We start from the raw sequence: 17373 nt of genomic DNA, 5'->3' as shown, positions 1-17373 counted from the left end.
CACTTCTATGCCGATGCAGGCCGTGCAAATCTGGGCCGATGGCCCTTCGTCCAACCCGCTTGAGCCGGACAAACAGCAAATTCGCGAATGGGGCACGTGGGTGGAAGGGTCAATCAATGCCTTCCTCGCCAGCGGTGGGAAGGTCTATGCCACCCAGGCAGCGCTTTATGCAGACCTTTCGCAGACGGCCAATACCATGGCATGGGTCATTAGCGATCCGACGGCTGCCTATAACGGCATCTATCGAAAGAACGGGGCTGCCAATTCGGGTTCATGGACACGACTTGGGGACCTTCCCTATTCCTTCATCGTCGCAACAGATGTCGGAGCAGGCACACCGAACGCTATTCAGGCAACGACCAGCATCCCCGTTAGCCAATCTGCATTGATCATCCTCGGGGTCTTCGAGACGAATAGTGGGACGCCCGTCACGGTCTCCTTCAATGGCGGCTCCCCTCTGACGGTCAAGACCAATTCCGGCAATGACGTCGTGACTGGCGGTCTGATCGCCGGGATGCAACTGCTCGGGGTCATTGCAGGATCGACTTTCCGCATGGTCAGCGACCAGGTGTCGTCGGCGATCGTCGCTGCTGCTGAGGATGCTGCGGACCGCGCCGAGGCGGCGGCTGCTGAGGCGGCCGACTGGGCAGATCTCGCCAAAAACAATTATGTCCAGAACAGCTTCACCGGCGATGGTACGACTACAGACTTCCTGCTTTCCATTGACCCGGGCAGCGCCAACAACATGTTCGTCAACGTCGGCGGCGTCTCACAGCCGATTTCGGCTTACACGCTGGAGCATTCGGGCGGCAACGCCTATCTGCGGATGCCGTCGCCACCGGTTCCCACGGGGGTAGAGGTCGATGTCCGCTTCGGCAATAAGATCACAGTGGGCGCACCAAGCGACGGCTCTATTACCACGGCCAAGCTTGGGGGCGATGCAGTCACCGCCGCCAAGATGTCTGCGGCGGATGCAGCCAACATTCGCACGAAGATCGGAGCAGCGGCCAGCGGCGCTGCGATAACAAACGCTCAGATGCCCACGGGCGCCGTCGTCGACAGCGTCAGTGCCTCGTATGCGGCCAATGCCACTCTGACGGCGGTTATTCCGAGAGACGACACGGCACCTCAAATTACTGAGGGAACGGAAATTCTCACACTCACCATCACACCTAAATCGGTGACCAACAAACTCCGTTGTCGATTTAGAGGGCAGGTTTCGCGCAGCGCGGCCGGCACTGTGATAGCTGCAATATTTGCCACTGGAACAAGCATAAATGGAACGGCTGCGGACGCCAGAAATGCTGTCGGCGTTACCGTAGTGTCGGCAGATCAGGCATTTATGTCGAGTGTCGAAGTCGATTTCGTACCGGGGATAACGACCGCAGTGACAATCTCTGTTCGTGTCGGACCGGATGCTGTGGCGGGGACCGCTCGTCTAAACGGCTCTACTGCTGGCCGCCTTTTGGGCGGCGTGTCTGCCGCAACCCTCGTCGTTGAAGAAATAAAGGCATAACCAATGGTCCAGAAGATTCCGCCGTCAATGACGCAGAGCGGCCTGCCTCCGCAGTATCTTGTGGGGTTCGAAACGTCACGAGATCCGACCGCTCCCACGAAACGTATTGTTGTTGCGCCGGGATCGTGCCGGTCGCAACTTGACGACGCCGACATAAAGTTGACGGCGGGTATGATGAAGCGCCTCGACCAGAATTGGGCGGCCGGCAGTGGAAATGGCGCACTTGATCAAGGATCGCTCACGGCTAGCACTTGGTACCACCTTCACGTGATGCAGAACCCGACGACCGGCGCTGTGGATGTTCTCGCTTCCGGGTCACTCACGAACCCCGCTTATCCGGCAGGGTGGGAGGCCGCTCCAAGTCGGCGCGTATGGAGTGTTCTCACCGATAGCTCCGCCAACATCATCCCATACACACAGACAGAAGACTGGTGTGCGTGGGGTGTAATGGAAAATCAGTATAGCGGCAATCTTGGTGCATCTTCCACCGTCATCACGATGAAATCACCGATCGGCTTCAAGTGCGAAGTTCAGGCGCTAATCCTCGTCAACACGGGCGGTGGAGAAATTGGCCTTATGGACCCCGATGGCGGAGATCCCAGCATGGGTCGGTTTTACACGGTGGGGGTAAAGCCAGCTGCGGACACCTTGGGATATCGCGGCATCGTCATGACCGACGTCAACGGCCGCGTCGTCGGATATGCGGCGAGCAACATGAATAGCTCGGTCCAAACGGTTGGTTATTGGGATCGGAGAAGCAAGCGATGAGCAAGGAAATTCGCATTGCCACCTGCGGCACCAGCCTGACCTATCAAGGAGACTACTTCAACCTTTGGCAGCGCCAGGTCGAGCGCGGATTGCGCGAGGGGAAGCAGTCGACCGCGCGCATCTATAATTTTGGAGAAAACGGGGCAGACAGCGCGATTGGGCTCACGTTCCTTTATCGCGCCCTGCAAACACGGCCTGAGATCGTTGTCCTGGAATACAACATGAACGATGCGTATATCGCGCGCAGCATTTCGGTGGCTCAGGCGCAGGCAAACCACTTAAACATGATTTCACAGCTTCGGGCCAATGACCCGAACGTAAAAATCTGCTTGATGATCATGAACGCGCCGGTGGCTGGAGGCCTTTACCCGGTATCGGACCGCGTGAATTGGGCCGCATACGCTCAGAATTATCGAGACATCTGCGCCGCTGACAGCCAACTCACGCTTATCGATTTGGCGCCTGGCTGGGTGGGAGCAACAACGACCGACATCCCCGACGGCGTCCATCCGACAAAAACTGCCGTTTCTACTCGCTCCGTCCCCACAATGATTTCATCGTTACGGCCTCTAATTAGCTAGGGCGCATTCCTCCGCCTTCCCTTCGATTGAATTCCACGCCCAAAACGCCTGTGGGCGATCGTCGTATTTGCGCAAAACCGAAATCGAAATCTCCCGCTCTTGTCCATGACCTGAGCGATCGCAAGCCGCTGCGCAAGTGGTCTTTCCGTCAAACATTGGAGAAGAGCAATGCTCGTCCGAAATTGGAAGAGGGTCGTCAGACGTTCCCTGTCATTCTGGGGCAACGTCTTGCTTGCCATCGCATCCGGCATCGCCGGCGGTTTTGCCGCCGATGGAACCTTTCTGTGGTCAATGGCGGCAGCAAACCTCGCAGTCGCCGCTCTTCGTCTCGTCATGCAAAGGAGCCTTTCCGATGAGAAATAAGCTCAAGCCGACGAAGCGCGGACTTGCGGCCATCGCCGCGATCGTGAGCGTCGCGGTCGGTGGATATGTGACCATGCCCTCGGGCAGCAAGGTGCATGACGACGTGGCGCTTGCCTCGACCTACCTCGTCGAGCCCTGGGAAGGCGAGGTGCTGAAGGCCTATCTCGATCGGCTGGCTCGGCCGCCGGTCTGGACGATCTGCGCCGGCGACACCAATGACGTGAAGCCCGGCATGATCGAGACGCCGAAGGGCTGCGAGAAGCGTCTGCAGGTGAAGTTGGAAACCGTCTACCGGCCGGCGCTTGTGAAATGTGTCGTCAGGTTCAACGATCAGCCGCTCGCCTGGCGGTCGATGATGAATTCGCTTGCCTGGAACATCGGCACGGGCGGCGCATGCGGCTCGACCGCTGCGCGGATCGTCAACGATGCGATGCGGCTCGGGAAGGTGCCTGATTACGTCGCGAGCTGCGAAGCGGCGACGGCCTTCAACAAGGCGGGCGGGCGGATCTATATCGGCCTCGTCAAGCGCCGTGAGATGGGCGATGCGACGCGGATCGGCGAGGGCGAGCTCTGCAGGAGCGGGGTCTGATGTTCGGGCTCTCCAAGCCGATCCTGACCGGCCTCGCTGCGCTTCTGCTCGTGCTGGCGCTTGCCGGCGTCGTCTGGCTCTCCATTCGCGAGATCCGCGCGATGGTCGACGCCGCGGCGGCCTCGGCCAAGGCTCTGTCTGATGCCGAATGGTCGGCGCGGATCGAGAAGGCCAATGCCGAGGCGAACAAGAAGATCGCCGAGCAGGCGACGGCGACGCTCCAGATACAGGCGGACGCGGCCGATCGCGTCAATGCCGCTTCCCAGCAGCTCGAGGAATTGAGGAAAAGAAATGCGGCCCTTCCTGATGGCGACGCTATTGGCCTTTCCCGCGATCGTGTCCGGATGCTCCCTGACTGACCGCCCGGCGCCGATCGTCATCACCAAGGCGGTGAAGCCGGTGTTGCCGGCAGAATGCCGCAAGGAAACGCCGCCGCTTTCGCCGAAGCCCGACCGGGACATGTCGCAGCAGGAGATCTTCGACAACTGGTCGGCCGATCGCACTGCGCGAAACATCGGCGAGGCGAGGCGCGCTTCCTGCGTGGCGGCCGTCGACGCCGGCAACTGAGTTTTCGAACCAGACGAACGAGATCCTGCGCGGCCTGGTCAGGCGGCGCAGCGCAAAACCGTGCGCGGTCAATCCGCGTCGAAACCCATCAACCAAGGAGAGTGAACCATGGCAATTTCTGGTGCTCATGTTCAGTGCGGCTACGTCAAGGATGTCCGGGGAGCCAAGCTGTTCTTTCCGCTATGGTCGGAGACGATCACGCTTGGGCAGAGCACGACACAGGTCGCGCCGACGCTGTCGGCGCCCGAAGACGCAGCGTCCCTGGTGTTCCGCGTCCGGGCGCCAGCGAGCGGCGAGATGCTCTCGGCCGTCGGGACGGCTCCGGATGCCGGTCAGGCGGTGGGGTCTTCTCAGAACACGGCGAGATCGCATCACGTAGCGAGCGAGGAGAAGGACATTCCGGCCCAGGCTGGCTGGAAGTGCAACGTTGTGAGCGCCTAATCATGGTGGGCATTGCAACGAGACTTCCTAACATGCGTGGGCTGGCGAAGACGGTCGACAAGACCGTCGATCGCCGGCCTTACTCCCGCGGGCGGGGCGGTGGGGAGGTCATTCCGCCACAGGATGAGGCGACGGCTTTCTTTGCCAGAATGACGCCGGCACCATCCGCTGACGCGCAGACCGCAATCAACAGCCTCTATTATCGGTTAAAGCAGTGCGGCGCATACCCGCTGATCGATGCGCTCTATCTCGGCGTTGCCGAAGCGGAAGCGCATATTAGGCTCAATCTCAAGAGCGCCAGCTTCGCCATGACGGCCACCAACGTTCCGACGTTTGCCGCCAATCAGGGCTTTTATGGCAACGGAACGTCGCACGTCTATAACTGCAATTTCATCCCTTCGACGGCTGGCGGGAATTTCACTCAGAATAACGCGTCGATCGCGACATACATCCTCGACGATCGTAACGAGAACCTTGACGACGTCGGAAGTGATAACGTCTGCATTCGCTCCCGCTTCCAAGATGGTAGCAACAATCCAGTGATGGTCGCGCGGATCAATCAGGTCACTTCGTCGACGGTTGATCTCCCGCCGAGCAAGACAGGCTCCGGCCTGTGTTGGGCGTCTCGCGACGACGCTAATACTATCCGGGTCGGCAAGGGGCGCACCAAGCTCGCCACCGTGAGCGTGGCTTCGTCTGCCCTTAGCGCAAACAGCGTCCTTTTTGGGGGCGGCCGGTCTGTCACCAACCCCGGTTTCTCCAAACGTCGGCAAGGTGCCCTCATCATCGGCGCAAGTCTCACGGATGCGATGTGGCAGGCTATCTCAGATGCGCTCGATGAATATATGGCCGCCATGCAGGTCATCACCTGGACGATGAACTCTGCGGCTCCCGCTCAAGTTCTCCAGGGCATCGGCATTGAACTTCAATCCGACAGTATCGAGGGCGACGGCGGCGGCATTCAGGAAAGCAACACTGCGTCTCTGCCTCTCGGACTTTCGGCCAGCGAACAGACCCGCTTTGCCAGCCAGGTCATGGGCTTCGGGTCTGCCGGCGGATTTGTCGATTTCCGCTTGGCAATGGGCCTCTATTATCGCGGCACGTCCTCGGACGGAAAGCAGTTCCGTGAACGCTTGCCCGGTCAGAATGCCGCCATCAAGGCAATGTGCGACGCTACCGGAGTGGGGATTGCGTTCACCCATTGGTCTCCCCCGCCGTATTACAAACAGAACACCGTCAGCGGGACAACCTATCACGGCTCGACCTATCCACGCCCCGATCCCGTCTCCGACCCAACCGGCTACAACACCTATCTGCGGCGGCTGCTTCAAGGCGGCTCGCTCGATGCGCCTGACAAGGTCGCAGACCCTACCGGCTACGCGGCATGGATGACGGCTTTCGCAACCGATACCGTTGCATCGATGGAATACATCCACCAGAATGTCGGTCCGGTGCGAAAGTTCGTCGCTCAGAACGAACCGCTTTTCTCGACCACCTATCCTTCGTGCGTCTGGACGAACCAGCAGATGTATGACTATCTGAAGGTCGTTGTGCCCCTCATCAGGGCCTCCTCGATCCTCTCGACCTACGGGGGGCAGGCCAACACGGTTGCTATCGTCTCGGATGACCTCAGTGGTCAGACGGGTGTCGGCTCGACGCTGATCAAAGCCGATAGCGCGCTGCTTGCTGAGATATCGGCCTGGTCGTGGCACAAGATCGATGAGGTGTGGGATGCGAACTACATCTTCGACAACTTCACCACACTGACCGCGAACGCCAGCAGCAAGCCGGTTTACAGCAGCGAGAACGAATATTTCGACCCTCGCGTCGATCCTTCTCAAACCCGGACCTACATGGAACCTGGCCATCGCATGACCAACTTGGCTATGCAGGTGATGAGCTGGATGCGTAACTGTGCGTCACCCATCTGGTATCCCATTCATATTGGGAAGCCATCCACCGGCCCAGTCTTCGAGACGGACGGCAGGGCAATGACCATCTGGCGTCCTACAGGGGCACCGGTGAGGGCCGACTACCCCAACCTACAGGAAGGGCAGTTCGATTTCGTCAAGGTCAACTGGCATGCCGTCAAAGGCTTCCTTGCCCACGGCATCAAGGGAAGTACCCGCATCCCATTCACCTCAGGCAACAACGCCTATGAGCGAGAGTGCTACGGGATGGCCTTCGTGACTGCTGGGGGCAAGTATGTGGCCGCCTTCTCCAACCGCTCCCGCAAGGCAACAGGCGTCAAGGCGGCAGGGCTTCCGGCCGGGACTTACAAGCGCATGCGCTATGACCTGATCAGCGGCGGGCTCGACATGGGCGCTGTCGCCAACGGTGATAGGGTGCTGATCCCGGCTGACACAATCGAGTTCTTTGTTCAGCAGTAAAAGCCTAGATTGCATTGCACAAACTCTCTAAGGTGCCCCCGAAATCAATCGGGGGCACTATGAGAAAGCATATCCCGCATTTCGAGGTTCTGCGCGGTATAGCGGCGCTTTGGGTCTTCGCGAGCCATGTCCTGCTAATCACAGGGACACGGATTAAGTTTCTGTCAAACGGAGACCAGGCGGTCGAGGTCTTCGTCATGTTGTCTGGCTTCGTAATAACGCTCATGTTGTCGAACGAAGGCGAGCCTTACGACAGGTACATTTTCCGGCGATTTATGCGTCTTTATCCGCTCTTCCTGGTCGCATTGGTGTTTGGGCTCTTGACCAACCACCTTTACCAGCCGGTGTTCGGAGAGTCCCCGTGGCTTCACCAGGTCAGAACGGTCTTCCAAACTCGTGATGAAAACCTGGCGAATGCCTTCTTCCAGCATCTCGGGCTACATCTGACGATGCTCCATGGGATGGTTCCAGATTCGATCCTTCCGCAAGCGTCCCTGATGTTTTCCGGGCCTCTTTGGAGCATCTCGCTTGAGTGGCAGTTCTACCTGATCGCGCCATTGCTGATCGGGGCGATCGGTTTCGGCAATACTCGCCGTATCGCCATTTCGGCAGGAATCTTGTTGTTCGCGATCGGCTTGGAGCAATTGACGATGAACCTATGGATGGGCGAGGTTCCGTCATTTTTGCCGTTAAGGCTCCCGCTGTTCATCGTAGGCATCATGTGTGCCGCTCTCTGGCGTGATGCCCGCGACGCCCGGCCCGCAGTGCTGGTTGTGTCGGTCGTTGTGGGGTTTGCCATCGCTTCATTTTTCGCCCCGAACAAGCTTCCTATCGCGATGTGGTTCGCGATCTATTTCCTCGCCGCTGCGCATGATAAATTCGATCTAGGGCGCCTAGCGGATAAGTTGATTTCGTCTCCTGTGCCTACTTTTGTTGGGCGGGTGTCGTATGGGCTCTATGTTCTTCACGTGCCAACGATGATGCTCGTGACCTACTACATCGTTTTTCCGATGGACATTCAGAGCAGGTTTTATGCCGCCGTGGCGATAACTACCTTGACGCTTCCTATAACGCTCGCACTTGCGGCCTTGAGCTTCCATACCATTGAAAAGCCATTGGCTCGGTGGGCGCGAGGTTTCGGGCGCGGTCGCGCACCGGCCGAGTAGCGCCCCCACCGCCCCACCGCCCCATCATCAAATGATGGGGCGTAAGATTACCCCCGTAGCCGCCTCCAAATGATCCGATGATAGTCTGCATGCCGCCTTGACGAGGAGGCGGCATGCAGACGCAATACGCGGGCGACCGCTGATACATTGGCAGATGACGAATGATACCTATCCCGCCAGAGGTGGCCAAGTGGATGCTGCAGAATGGCGGCGTATTTGCCGTGACGACGCTGATCTTTCTCGGCCTCTATCTCTATGAACGTTATGGCAGAGCGAAGGACAGGGCGGCTTTTGACGAGGCCCTGGCAAAGGCGCAGCAGGAACATGTCGCGACCCTTAAACTCGTAACCCCGCTTGCGCAGAAATTCACCGACACGATGGATGTCATCCTGCCTCTCGCCATGGCGCAGATCAACGGCAGGAGGAGGGGCGAATGATGTTGCTCAACTGGTTTCGCCGGCCGCGCGGGAAATGGTCCCTTTGGGTGGATCCTGACGTCGAGGAAGAAAAGCGCACGCTGCAGGCCGAGCTTGCCCAGACGGTGGTGACGTTCGAACGAAGGCGCAACGGCGTCCATGAGCTCGCGACAGTGACATTGAATTCGATGAAAAAGGGAAAGAAGCGATGAAGCGGCTGAAAACGAGCATTGCGGCCTGGTCTGCGCTATCGGCCGTCGTGTCCTTCTGGCTGCTCAATCTTTTCATTCCTTACGAGCGGATGGTCGAGATCTCCTCGAGCCTAGTGCTCGGCGTGACGTTTGCCGTGCTGGTGCGATGGGCAAACGACGCGGCCCGCGCCATGCGCTCCGGCCGGGAAGGGCCGGACTTTCTGATCGTCGCCGTATTCTCGATCGTGCTGATCATCTTCTTCCAGCGCGTATGGGTGATGATCGTGCGCCTCTACGATCGCGCCGACCACCTGGTCAATTCGCCGGTCAGCGCCTTCATCGCCTGGATGCTCGCCTGGGCCTGCCTGCTGGTGTTAATCGCGCCGGACGCCGAGAACGGCAGCATCGCCGGCCGCAGCGGTGTTTTCATCGGCGTGGCGCTTTTCATCGCGGGAATGGTTTCCGGCGTGGGGCTGGCGCTGGCGATCGTCTAACGGTGTGGGCTGAGGATAAGTTCTGCGATCACAGAATATCCCCGGCCGAGGCCACGTTGAGCTTCCGCCGAAGCGCCTGTTCCTGCGCATCAGTTTTATGAGGGAAATGCTCAAAGCACCACCAGCGGGTCGCTGCAGAGGGGGAAAGGAAATTGCCCCAGCTGCCCCAGTCCTCACATCCTTCTTGCTCGCAATAATGAACGTCCATTTCCGCTGCCTTGGTCAGTGTCGGCCTATCGGTGTCGCTCATCTCATTTCCCTATTCATCTCCGAGAAAACTTCCGAATCTCAGCTTGCCTGCCTTTGCGCCGCACGAAGAGCATTTCAAGCGCTTTTCTACATCGCGTATGCTTGCCTGACGCAGGTTCGCCGGCAGACGTTCGCGCATGAACTCCTGTCGCGCACCGCAAGCAGTGCATTCGGCCATGATGACGGTGTGCTGCGGCGCCACGTTCATATAGCCCGGGTTCCAGTTCGGTGTTTCTAAAAATCTGCGCATGCCGTCACCGCCTCATCTCATTCCACGCGGATGCCGCCCGCCATGTCTGATGCTCCAGCCGGGCGGCGGCGCTGCGAAAGAACGGTGTCGTCTCGACAGTCATCTTTTCCTTGCAATTCGAGCAGGTGATGACGGTCTTGTGCCCGTCATGAGTCACGTCCGGATCGTGGCCGCAATGGCAGCGGGCGAGCTGCGGTATCGTGTCATCGATCGTCAGGCTGTCAGCTACCATTTCACGCTCCTCGACATCGTCATCGCCCTCGGCGTGTCCTTCGGCAAATACGCGATCGCTACGCGACGGCTGCCGCAGACCGGACAGCGCATGCGCTGCGACAGCATGGCCAGCGGGAAATCCCGGCCTCTCGTCGCCACCAGGGTGACGATATCGAGCTTGTGCTTCCACAGGCATTCTCGGACGCTCTTCAGCCCCTCCCGCCGTCCCCAAGCGCACCTGGCGCTGATCTCCCATCCTGCATCCATTGCCTCGCCGATCGTTTCGGCCATGCGTCATCATCCTCTCGCGAGGTCCTTTCCGCCGCACATGTTGTTGACTGCTCCGCCTGAGCGTTCTCAATATGTTCTCATCGGCTGGCGAGTCAATAATCATTCTTGGTCAATTGCTTTTTAAGACATGGCTGATGAAGTGCGAGGATGACAAAGCCGCCTCGCAGGCCCCCGCAGCCGCTCCTCGGCGACACCTCCGCTCCGCTGCGCGGCGGGCAGCGCCGACGGCGTGACCCTGCTCAACCCCAACTCACCCTCGATCCCATGCCTGCGCGGGTAGATCCCTGCCTGGCGCTCTTGAAGCCGCGGCCGCCGAAAGGCCGGCAGTGGGCCTTCGAGGTGAAATGGGATGGCTATCGCCTGGCCGTTCATATCGAGCCGAAGGGCGTCCGCATTCTGACGCGCGGCGGCCATGACTGGACTGGCCGCTTCCCGGCGATCGAGGCGGAGGCAAAACGCCTTCCTGTCTCCACCGCGATACTGGATGGCGAAGCCGTCGTATTCGACGAGCAGGGCCGGTCGGACTTCGGCAGGCTTCAGCAGTCGCTCGGAGGCCGTGGGGGAAAGAGGATGTCGCGGGAAGCGGTCTTCATGGCGTTCGACCTTTTATATTTCGACGGCCACGACCTTACGGAAACGGAACTCACTGCCCGACGCCATCTGCTCGAGGGGCTTGTGCCTGCCGGCGGCGAGGAGGCGATCAGGCTATCCGAGGAAATCGAAGCGGATGGAGAGGTGCTGTTCCGTATCGCATGCGAGCATGGGCTTGAAGGTATCATCGCCAAGGACCGCAACAGCACTTATCGCAGCGGCCGTGGCGGCGAGTGGTTGAAGATCAAATGCATTCAGAGCGACGGCTTCGCGATCGTTGGATATCAGCGCTCCAGCGCCGCGTTCGGGAATATCGGCGCGCTCCTCCTGGCTGCTCGGAAGGGTGGCGAGCTAGTTTACGTCGGACATGTGGGAACGGGCTTCAAGGCAGACGAGGCGATGAAGCTCCGCGCAACGATGGACAAGATCAAGGCGACCAAGCCGACCGTCAAATATTCCGGCGGGCGCAAGAACCTCGTCTGGATCAAGCCGAAGCTGGTTGCCGAGATCGAATATCGAGACTGGACGCATGACGGCAAGCTGCGCCACCCGTCCTATAAGGGGCTGCGAGACGAGGAGGACAGTGCCCTGTTCTTTGACTTGTCTCTCCCGCCATCATCATAAGATCTGGTCAATTGCCTTTCGCTCTCAGAGACAGTAGGAACGGTCTCGCAAAATGTGCCGAGGTGAGGTTTCCTTGAAAAACGGGTTTGTATGGTTGCTAATGGCAATTGAGATGTCCCTCATGCAGCCTCTGCGAGCCAGAGCCGCCGCGCGAGAAGAGAAATTCCGGCTTGAGGCACCACGCGCAGCGGACCGAAATTGATCTATAGCGTCGGTATTGATGGCTGCGGTCTAGAGATGTAGAGACAAGATGCAAACGGTTGAACAACAGAGGGCGACGGTCTTGCAGCTGCGGAAAGAAATTGAGCAGGCGCGCGACATCGATGCGCTGAAGCCAATTTTACACCGCATCTTAGAAATCATTGCCAGTAGCCTGGATGAAGATGTGGGCGGGTGGGGCGGTGATCAGGCGACGTCTACAGAGTGACAGTTTCGCCCGTGGTCACGTTTACGACCGGTAGGCCATTCAACAAATTTTTAGCCTCGCTATATGTTTTGAAGGCGAGGCTGCCGTCCGGATTGCGGACTTCCCGCATGCGGCAGGGCCATTCGTGGCGGCGTCCCAGCTTGCCAGACAGTTTGTCGGAATAAGCCGCATCAATGAAGAACGCATTGGTGCCGGCTCGATTGGTGCCTGCAAATTCGTAGCCTTTGCCTTCGAGCAGATGCTTGAAGGCAGCCAGAGAAGCGCCCCAATACATGCCGGAATAGTGCTTGTTCAGCCGGATAAACGATGGGTCATATGGTACGCTTAGCGGAGCGTCGCCGAAGCCCTGATTGTATTCGACAATCACGATCGCAGCTCTCTGAGGGATCCTTTCAAGCACCCAATAGTCAACACCATCTATGTCAACGCTGAGGATGCCGAGGTCTCCATTGAAGCCAGCCGAAGCGATAAGGCTTTCAATATTGTCCCGGTCGATAAACGCCGCGCGTGTCTGCAGATCGTATTTGTAAGCGACGTCATCGGAGCGGATAGAAGCAATGTTTGCTTCTGAACCATCGATGATGAGCCCGGACCAATATCGAGAAGCGAGTAAGTATCGGGTGTTGCTCTCTCGGTAATCTTCGACACCGAACTCGACGAACGTGGTTGACGAGGGCTTGATAGTATCGATCAGCCAGGAAATGATCCCATCTTCGCCCCACTGCGAGAAGACCGAAAACTCGGCATCAGCAAGCGTACCTATGGCGCCCAGTTGTGCGATCTGATGCGCGCGAGTTTCGCCCTGCATGATGAGCAGTTTTTCTAGGCCAACGAGCCGTCTCGTCTGAAACATGAAATCTCGAAACTTGCGGCGGAGGCGGTTCTTCATACATTTGGCTCGCTGGTGGGAGACGGCACAAAGCCGTCAGCTGGGACGTTTGTCTTGACGATTGCTCGCGCACCAATAATGGCGCGGTCGCCGATTGTCACGCCCTTCAAAATTATGGCGCCCATGCCAATCCACACATCGTTTCCGATGAGGACAGGCTTCGTTTTTACGCCTGGGTTTGTACGGGGGTGCCCAGAGGTGAGAATCTGTCTCGTCTGTTCGAAACGCAACTGAGGATCGGTGGGGTGGCTGTCACTGTCGTGGATCGCAACGGAGTGGGAGATGAGAACCCTGTCGCCAATGACGATCTCGCTTGCTGACCATATCGTCGATTGTGGGCCGAGATAAAACCAGTCGCCTATCTCGATCCTGCCGCCGAAGCCGAAAGTCAGGAGTTCACCACGGATCATGCCGTTGGGGCCGACTTTGACCGCGTTCTTGTCGTTTCGAATATTGAAGACTCTTCCTTCGGAGCCAAGTTTTGTGGAGGCGGCGATCAATGCGTCACGCTTGGCGGCCGATGTTGCAAGGCCCGCAAGCAGTCGTTCTCTTGCCGTCAAAATCATATTGGCAAACACTCTTTCGCCCTCGTCATCCCGCTTCGAAGATCATTATCGCCAAAGGCCGGTTTTGGTGATACGCGGCTTTTCTGTAAGTCATGGATCGGTCACAAAAATGCGCGTCTTTCAGAACTTCGGCCTATACCCCGCATATGTGAGGAGACTCAATAAGCTGGCGTCATCAGCAAGTTCTTTTTCTGAGAGACTTCAGGTTTTCCTTTCGGATTCCTTCGGGGCGTGCCATCTGCTGAAACCTGTCATCGACGGAGATGGTGACGCATTCTTCACCACAGGCGATGACGTCATAACTCAGCGCTTTTGGGCAACGGAACACGGTCTTGCGGCCAACACGGCGCCGGAGCAGGTGCTGCTCAGTCAGATCGAGCACCACCGCACGGAGATCTTCTACAATCTTGATCCGGTCCGCTACGGCAATGACTTCGTCAAGAAGTTGCCGGGGACTGTAAAGAGGTCGATCGCTTGGCGAGCAGCGCCATCCGGCAATGCGGATTTCGGAGCTTATGATCTCCTCGTCTGCAATTTTCCGACTATTCTGCAAAGCTATAGAGATCGAGGGTGGCGCGCAGAATACTTCGCTCCGGGGCACGATCCGGAGATGGATGGATATGCTGACAATGGCAACCGGCCGATCGATATCTTGTTCGTTGGAGGCTATAGCCGCCACCACCGCAAACGCGCCGAGATCCTGGAGGCGGTCTCCGAGCTTCGCAAGGGTTTTCGGGTTGTCTACCATTTGGACCGGTCCCGCCTTACGCGGTTAGCTGAAGTCCCTTTAGGGTGGCTCTTGCCTCTGAATGCACATCGGCGGCCTAAGGGCATTCGCGCAGTTTCCGAGCAGCCTGTTTTTGGGCGCGACCTGTATCGAGCAATATCGCAAGCAAAAATCGTATTGAACGGAGCTGTCGACATGGCCGGCTCCGATCGAGGGAATATGCGCTGCTGGGAAGCGCTGGGCTGCGGAGCTCTGATGGTCTCCGACGCCGGCAACTACCCTGATGGAATGATCGACGGCACAACCATTGTGACCTACGATAATGCGCAGTCGGCTGTGGCCTCAATTCGTTCTCTCCTCGCCGACCAAACCGGATTGAGAGAAATCGCGGTAGCAGGCAATAAGATGATCAAGAGCCGATACAGCAAGGAGGCTCAGTGGAACAGGTTTATACAGCTCTGTTGGTAAGCTGCTGAGCCGCGCGAGGGCGCCCCGATTGTTAGGAGGGGCGCAATCCCGGACCGATTGCGGACCGATTGGCCGGACAAAATGAGAACAGACGGGAACATATAAAAACCGCCTGCCCCGGAAATGCTGGGTTTTCGCGAAGCCTTCTCCGTTCGGGACGTGGGGTAAAGACAGCGAGGCCGAGTTTCCTGACCTTAGGGGACCTCACCGACGACAACCTTGTACACGGGCGCACCCAAATTGGCGAACAATCTGACTGTAACCACAAGGAATTTGCGTTCCTTAGCTTCTTCCAAACTGAGATCTAGTTGATGGATTGACGTTGGTTCCGCCGCTGGGGGGATATCCCACTCCCCTCCTACGTACCTGCACATCAAATTGTCGCGCCCTAGGATCAGGTCTGTGACCAAAGGAAACATTGAGCCATATCCGACAACGGACACTGCGTGCGCATAGGCAATCTTCGCTATCATTCGAGCATACGCTAAGGGTTCGATTTTTCCCATGTAAGCGGCTGCGTTCTCTGCGGGATGCTCCTTGAGGAGCCTGCTGATAGCGTCCTGATCGTGAAACGCCCATATCTCCCATCGACCATCATCACTATCCGGGGCGCCTTCGAGAATTCCAGGACTCTTCATCCGGAGACCGGTCAAAAATATCGGAAATTCGTCAGGTCCTAACATAATTTCTGTATCGAAGGTGTAGCGGCCCTCACCTTCGCGAAGAACCAATGGGAGCGAAAGTTGGCTCGGCCTCTCTTTCGGTCTCCGAGTAGGCGTTCCGACTACAGCCCTAAACTTTCCCATCATTTCTCTAAGGCAGAATTGCTCAACCTTGCCGGTGATCTTAGCGCATTCTCGGCAAGAGGCCTTAGGCAGCATCAGCGCGTTGCCAGTGAGGCCGAACGGGATGATGTGCTCCAGTCCCAGTCGCGGGGCGAACTTTTCGCCGCAATAAATACAACGCCCGACCGGAGCATACGTGCGCGGAGCATCGTCAGGCGACATCGGTAAGATAAGATCAATGGGCATTGAAACCTCGCCGGCCTGAGTTGGGTCGTAAGGGCATTTCATCTGGATTGCCAGATTCTGCAATCGCCAGGTTCCGAGTGTCGGACGATCATTTCGGTCGTGGCTCTCTTCATTGTTCCCAGTGGAACTTGATTGTTTCGAGCAGCGCCTGGCGCCGCTTCATCTCCGAGCCGTCGCCATAGACCGGCCGACCGAACTCATGGCCCATCAGATCGGCCTGCATGCGATCGGAAACGCCGGCGTTCTCGATGCGATCCTGGAACGTGTGGCGAAATGAGTAGAGCGTGTGCCTGCCGCCGGCCGGCCGCAGGCCTTCCTTCTTCATCATCTTGTTGATCAGCGCCGAGGCGACGTCGGCCTTGTCCTGGTAGCGCGGGAAACCGTCCGGATATTGCTTCGCGGCCCAAAGCGCAATGCCGACGAGGGGAATGCGGCGGATGGAATGATCGGTCTTCTGGCGGCGATCGGTGCGCTCGGCGACCTCGACATGCGGCACCTCGTCGTCAAGCCGGATGTCCTGCGGGCGAAGATTGCAGACCTCGCCAAGCCGCATGCCGGTTTCGATCATAATGTAGATGATGCATCGCGCGTCGAGGTTCATCGTTTCCAGTGCGCCCTTGGCGAGGATTTTGTTCTGGACCCAATCCGCTGAAAACGGATGCCGTTTGGCGAGCTTGTTGGCGTTGGTCTCCTTAATGCGGCTCTTCGTCCAGACTTCCTTGTAATTGGTGTGCAGGGCATCGTCGATGACGGTCAGCATGCCTTGCATGTCGCTGAAGCTGCGGTTGGCCGTATAAGCCTTCAACCCTTCCGCCTTGACCTTCTGAGTCCACCAGGTGCGGTAGCGCAGGACGTCGGCGCGGGCGATCTTGCCGAGTTCGAGATCCGTCAGCACCTGCTTGGCGTATTCGATTGCCCTCAGACGCGAGGCCTTGTGCTTTCTCAACTGATCCGGCGACATGCCGGTCAGTCCCGCCTCATTGTGCTTCTCATAGAGCTGCCAGGCGTCGCTGAGCCGCGGCGCCGGTTCGCCGGCGGTGCCCATCACCGCATCGACGATTGTTTCGGAATGGTCGAACGCGTCTTCGGCGATCGCGATTCGCCGTTCGAACTCGCCGAGATCCGCTTCTCCGACGTCGGCGGCCGGTTTGTAGGTGAAGCCGAGCGATTGGGCCGCCTTCAGTGCGGCCTCGTAGCGGGCGATCGACGACTCCTTGCCTTCGCCGTGCAGGAGCGCGCCCCATAGCGTCTCGAGCGCCTGGTGGACGCTTTCCGCCCGGCTAAGGGCTTCCTTGTGGTTCTTCGTCTTCAGCGATTGCTTGACGTGGATGCGTCCGTCGAGTGCCACGACTTCGACAGGCACGCGTCTATAGTAGCGGTATATGCCGCTTGTCGGGTGCTTGAGCACGTATTTCGAGATGTCGTCTTGAGCCATAGGTCGGGCATCCTGTTGGCTTCGGGCTACGATGTAGGACGAAATGTATCCTAAAATGTAGCCCAAAAAACAAGAGGCAGCGGAAAGGGACGATAGTTCTGCCGCATTCGTCTATCGGCAAGGCATTGAA

The 17373-nt window shown here is 58.2% G+C and carries 23 protein-coding genes and 1 pseudogene; 16 read left to right on the top strand and 8 right to left on the bottom strand.

The features are described 5' to 3' along the window. Positions 1-7 precede the first annotated feature (7 nt). The 13 genes from GGI60_RS12270 (at position 8) to GGI60_RS12210 (ending at position 9482) form a co-directional block, all read left to right on the top strand. Complete coding sequence (locus tag GGI60_RS12270; RefSeq protein WP_183916025.1) at positions 8-1516, top strand: hypothetical protein; 1509 nt, start codon at positions 8-10, stop codon at positions 1514-1516. Between the two features lie 3 nt (positions 1517-1519). Continuing rightward, positions 1520-2284, top strand: coding sequence for a hypothetical protein (locus tag GGI60_RS12265; RefSeq protein ID WP_183916023.1), 765 nt, complete (start codon positions 1520-1522; stop codon positions 2282-2284). Next, complete coding sequence (locus GGI60_RS12260; RefSeq protein WP_183916021.1) at positions 2281-2865, top strand: SGNH/GDSL hydrolase family protein; 585 nt, start codon at positions 2281-2283, stop codon at positions 2863-2865. The genes GGI60_RS12265 and GGI60_RS12260 overlap by 4 nt, the downstream gene beginning before the upstream one ends. 168 nt (positions 2866-3033) lie before the next feature. Next, positions 3034-3228 carry a hypothetical protein gene (locus GGI60_RS12255; protein ID WP_183916327.1) on the top strand — a complete coding sequence of 65 codons (195 nt, stop codon included), beginning with the start codon at positions 3034-3036 and terminating at the stop codon, positions 3226-3228. Then, positions 3218-3817 (top strand): lysozyme, encoded by a 600-nt coding sequence (locus GGI60_RS12250; protein WP_246720371.1) that lies wholly within the window; start codon positions 3218-3220, stop codon positions 3815-3817. The genes GGI60_RS12255 and GGI60_RS12250 overlap by 11 nt, the downstream gene beginning before the upstream one ends. Then, a complete protein-coding gene (locus GGI60_RS12245; protein WP_183916017.1) occupies positions 3817-4176 on the top strand; it encodes a hypothetical protein in 360 nt (119 codons plus the stop codon). Before GGI60_RS12250 ends, GGI60_RS12245 begins: the two co-directional genes overlap by 1 nt. After that, positions 4154-4384: a hypothetical protein gene (locus GGI60_RS12240; protein ID WP_183916015.1), complete on the top strand. Its 231-nt coding sequence runs from the start codon at positions 4154-4156 to the stop codon at positions 4382-4384. Before GGI60_RS12245 ends, GGI60_RS12240 begins: the two co-directional genes overlap by 23 nt. 108 nt (positions 4385-4492) lie before the next feature. Further along, entirely contained in the window at positions 4493-4825 is a 333-nt protein-coding gene (locus GGI60_RS12235; protein ID WP_183916013.1) for a hypothetical protein, read from the top strand. 32 nt (positions 4826-4857) lie between these two features. Continuing rightward, positions 4858-7215, top strand: coding sequence for a hypothetical protein (locus GGI60_RS12230; RefSeq protein WP_183916011.1), 2358 nt, complete (start codon positions 4858-4860; stop codon positions 7213-7215). A 59-nt stretch (positions 7216-7274) separates the two neighbouring features. Then, positions 7275-8381 carry an acyltransferase gene (locus tag GGI60_RS12225; protein WP_183916008.1) on the top strand — a complete coding sequence of 369 codons (1107 nt, stop codon included), beginning with the start codon at positions 7275-7277 and terminating at the stop codon, positions 8379-8381. 161 nt (positions 8382-8542) lie between these two features. Next, positions 8543-8818: a hypothetical protein gene (locus GGI60_RS12220; RefSeq protein WP_183778820.1), complete on the top strand. Its 276-nt coding sequence runs from the start codon at positions 8543-8545 to the stop codon at positions 8816-8818. Then, a complete protein-coding gene (locus GGI60_RS12215; protein ID WP_183916007.1) occupies positions 8815-9009 on the top strand; it encodes a hypothetical protein in 195 nt (64 codons plus the stop codon). The genes GGI60_RS12220 and GGI60_RS12215 overlap by 4 nt, the downstream gene beginning before the upstream one ends. Beyond that, positions 9006-9482 (top strand): hypothetical protein, encoded by a 477-nt coding sequence (locus GGI60_RS12210; RefSeq protein ID WP_183916005.1) that lies wholly within the window; start codon positions 9006-9008, stop codon positions 9480-9482. Before GGI60_RS12215 ends, GGI60_RS12210 begins: the two co-directional genes overlap by 4 nt. Before the next feature lie 28 nt (positions 9483-9510). On the opposite strand, the gene GGI60_RS12205 is transcribed toward GGI60_RS12210, so the two are convergent. The 4 genes from GGI60_RS12205 to GGI60_RS12190 are packed head-to-tail and all read right to left on the bottom strand — an operon-like array spanning position 9511 to position 10485. Beyond that, entirely contained in the window at positions 9511-9732 is a 222-nt protein-coding gene (locus tag GGI60_RS12205) for a hypothetical protein (protein WP_183916003.1), read from the bottom strand. 9 nt (positions 9733-9741) lie between these two features. Continuing rightward, entirely contained in the window at positions 9742-9981 is a 240-nt protein-coding gene (locus tag GGI60_RS12200; protein ID WP_183916001.1) for a hypothetical protein, read from the bottom strand. A 4-nt stretch (positions 9982-9985) separates the two neighbouring features. Next, entirely contained in the window at positions 9986-10213 is a 228-nt protein-coding gene (locus GGI60_RS12195; protein WP_183915999.1) for a hypothetical protein, read from the bottom strand. After that, positions 10207-10485: a hypothetical protein gene (locus GGI60_RS12190; protein ID WP_183915997.1), complete on the bottom strand. Its 279-nt coding sequence runs from the start codon at positions 10483-10485 to the stop codon at positions 10207-10209. The genes GGI60_RS12195 and GGI60_RS12190 overlap by 7 nt, the downstream gene beginning before the upstream one ends. Positions 10486-10632: 147 nt before the next feature. Between GGI60_RS12190 and ligD the strand changes: the two genes are divergently transcribed. Together ligD and GGI60_RS12180 are read left to right on the top strand one after the other, a co-directional pair. Next, positions 10633-11700 carry a non-homologous end-joining DNA ligase gene (gene ligD, locus GGI60_RS12185; RefSeq protein ID WP_183915995.1) on the top strand — a complete coding sequence of 356 codons (1068 nt, stop codon included), beginning with the start codon at positions 10633-10635 and terminating at the stop codon, positions 11698-11700. Between the two features lie 250 nt (positions 11701-11950). Beyond that, positions 11951-12127, top strand: a complete 177-nt coding sequence (locus GGI60_RS12180; protein ID WP_183915994.1) for a hypothetical protein — start codon at positions 11951-11953, stop codon at positions 12125-12127. Here the strand turns inward: GGI60_RS12180 and GGI60_RS12175 are convergent. Both GGI60_RS12175 and GGI60_RS32760 read right to left on the bottom strand, forming a co-directional pair. Next, positions 12117-13016, bottom strand: a complete 900-nt coding sequence (locus tag GGI60_RS12175) for a hypothetical protein (RefSeq protein WP_183915992.1) — start codon at positions 13014-13016, stop codon at positions 12117-12119. The two genes, GGI60_RS12180 and GGI60_RS12175, sit on opposite strands and share 11 nt — an antisense overlap. Positions 13017-13060: 44 nt before the next feature. Next, a pseudogene (locus tag GGI60_RS32760) lies at positions 13061-13168 on the bottom strand (antibiotic acetyltransferase); the annotation flags it as partial. A gap of 523 nt (positions 13169-13691) precedes the next feature. On the opposite strand from GGI60_RS32760, the gene GGI60_RS12165 reads away from it, so the two are divergent. Continuing rightward, entirely contained in the window at positions 13692-14777 is a 1086-nt protein-coding gene (locus GGI60_RS12165; RefSeq protein WP_183915988.1) for a glycosyltransferase, read from the top strand. Positions 14778-14971: 194 nt separating this feature from the next. Here the strand turns inward: GGI60_RS12165 and GGI60_RS12160 are convergent, their stop codons facing one another. Together GGI60_RS12160 and GGI60_RS12155 are read right to left on the bottom strand one after the other, a co-directional pair. Then, a complete protein-coding gene (locus tag GGI60_RS12160) occupies positions 14972-15871 on the bottom strand; it encodes a hypothetical protein (protein ID WP_183915986.1) in 900 nt (299 codons plus the stop codon). Between the two features lie 46 nt (positions 15872-15917). Next, positions 15918-17243 (bottom strand): site-specific integrase, encoded by a 1326-nt coding sequence (locus GGI60_RS12155; protein WP_183915985.1) that lies wholly within the window; start codon positions 17241-17243, stop codon positions 15918-15920. Positions 17244-17373: the final 130 nt, after the last annotated feature.

It is taken from the genome of Rhizobium lentis, assembly GCF_014200175.1.
GTDB classification, from domain to species: domain Bacteria; phylum Pseudomonadota; class Alphaproteobacteria; order Rhizobiales; family Rhizobiaceae; genus Rhizobium; species Rhizobium mulingense.
The sequence above is the reverse complement of the archived record's forward strand: the minus strand, read 5'-3'. Positions and strand labels throughout refer to the sequence as shown.

What these genes read in the sequence shown, in the direction of transcription:
- GGI60_RS12270 (WP_183916025.1), top strand. Translation starts at nt 8, where the DNA reads ATGCCGATGCAGGCCGTGCAAATCTGGGCCGATGGCCCTTCGTCCAAC.
- GGI60_RS12265 (WP_183916023.1), top strand. Translation starts at nt 1,520, where the DNA reads ATGGTCCAGAAGATTCCGCCGTCAATGACGCAGAGCGGCCTGCCTCCG.
- GGI60_RS12260 (WP_183916021.1), top strand. Translation starts at nt 2,281, where the DNA reads ATGAGCAAGGAAATTCGCATTGCCACCTGCGGCACCAGCCTGACCTAT.
- GGI60_RS12255 (WP_183916327.1), top strand. Translation starts at nt 3,034, where the DNA reads ATGCTCGTCCGAAATTGGAAGAGGGTCGTCAGACGTTCCCTGTCATTC.
- GGI60_RS12250 (WP_246720371.1), top strand. Translation starts at nt 3,218, where the DNA reads ATGAGAAATAAGCTCAAGCCGACGAAGCGCGGACTTGCGGCCATCGCC.
- GGI60_RS12245 (WP_183916017.1), top strand. Translation starts at nt 3,817, where the DNA reads ATGTTCGGGCTCTCCAAGCCGATCCTGACCGGCCTCGCTGCGCTTCTG.
- GGI60_RS12235 (WP_183916013.1), top strand. Translation starts at nt 4,493, where the DNA reads ATGGCAATTTCTGGTGCTCATGTTCAGTGCGGCTACGTCAAGGATGTC.
- GGI60_RS12230 (WP_183916011.1), top strand. Translation starts at nt 4,858, where the DNA reads ATGCGTGGGCTGGCGAAGACGGTCGACAAGACCGTCGATCGCCGGCCT.
- GGI60_RS12225 (WP_183916008.1), top strand. Translation starts at nt 7,275, where the DNA reads ATGAGAAAGCATATCCCGCATTTCGAGGTTCTGCGCGGTATAGCGGCG.
- GGI60_RS12220 (WP_183778820.1), top strand. Translation starts at nt 8,543, where the DNA reads ATGATACCTATCCCGCCAGAGGTGGCCAAGTGGATGCTGCAGAATGGC.
- GGI60_RS12215 (WP_183916007.1), top strand. Translation starts at nt 8,815, where the DNA reads ATGATGTTGCTCAACTGGTTTCGCCGGCCGCGCGGGAAATGGTCCCTT.
- GGI60_RS12210 (WP_183916005.1), top strand. Translation starts at nt 9,006, where the DNA reads ATGAAGCGGCTGAAAACGAGCATTGCGGCCTGGTCTGCGCTATCGGCC.
- GGI60_RS12205 (WP_183916003.1), bottom strand. Translation starts at nt 9,732, where the DNA reads ATGAGCGACACCGATAGGCCGACACTGACCAAGGCAGCGGAAATGGAC.
- GGI60_RS12200 (WP_183916001.1), bottom strand. Translation starts at nt 9,981, where the DNA reads ATGCGCAGATTTTTAGAAACACCGAACTGGAACCCGGGCTATATGAAC.
- GGI60_RS12195 (WP_183915999.1), bottom strand. Translation starts at nt 10,213, where the DNA reads ATGGTAGCTGACAGCCTGACGATCGATGACACGATACCGCAGCTCGCC.
- GGI60_RS12190 (WP_183915997.1), bottom strand. Translation starts at nt 10,485, where the DNA reads ATGGCCGAAACGATCGGCGAGGCAATGGATGCAGGATGGGAGATCAGC.
- ligD (WP_183915995.1), top strand. Translation starts at nt 10,633, where the DNA reads ATGACAAAGCCGCCTCGCAGGCCCCCGCAGCCGCTCCTCGGCGACACC.
- GGI60_RS12180 (WP_183915994.1), top strand. Translation starts at nt 11,951, where the DNA reads ATGCAAACGGTTGAACAACAGAGGGCGACGGTCTTGCAGCTGCGGAAA.
- GGI60_RS12175 (WP_183915992.1), bottom strand. Translation starts at nt 13,016, where the DNA reads ATGAAGAACCGCCTCCGCCGCAAGTTTCGAGATTTCATGTTTCAGACG.
- GGI60_RS12165 (WP_183915988.1), top strand. Translation starts at nt 13,692, where the DNA reads ATGCGCGTCTTTCAGAACTTCGGCCTATACCCCGCATATGTGAGGAGA.
- GGI60_RS12155 (WP_183915985.1), bottom strand. Translation starts at nt 17,243, where the DNA reads ATGGCTCAAGACGACATCTCGAAATACGTGCTCAAGCACCCGACAAGC.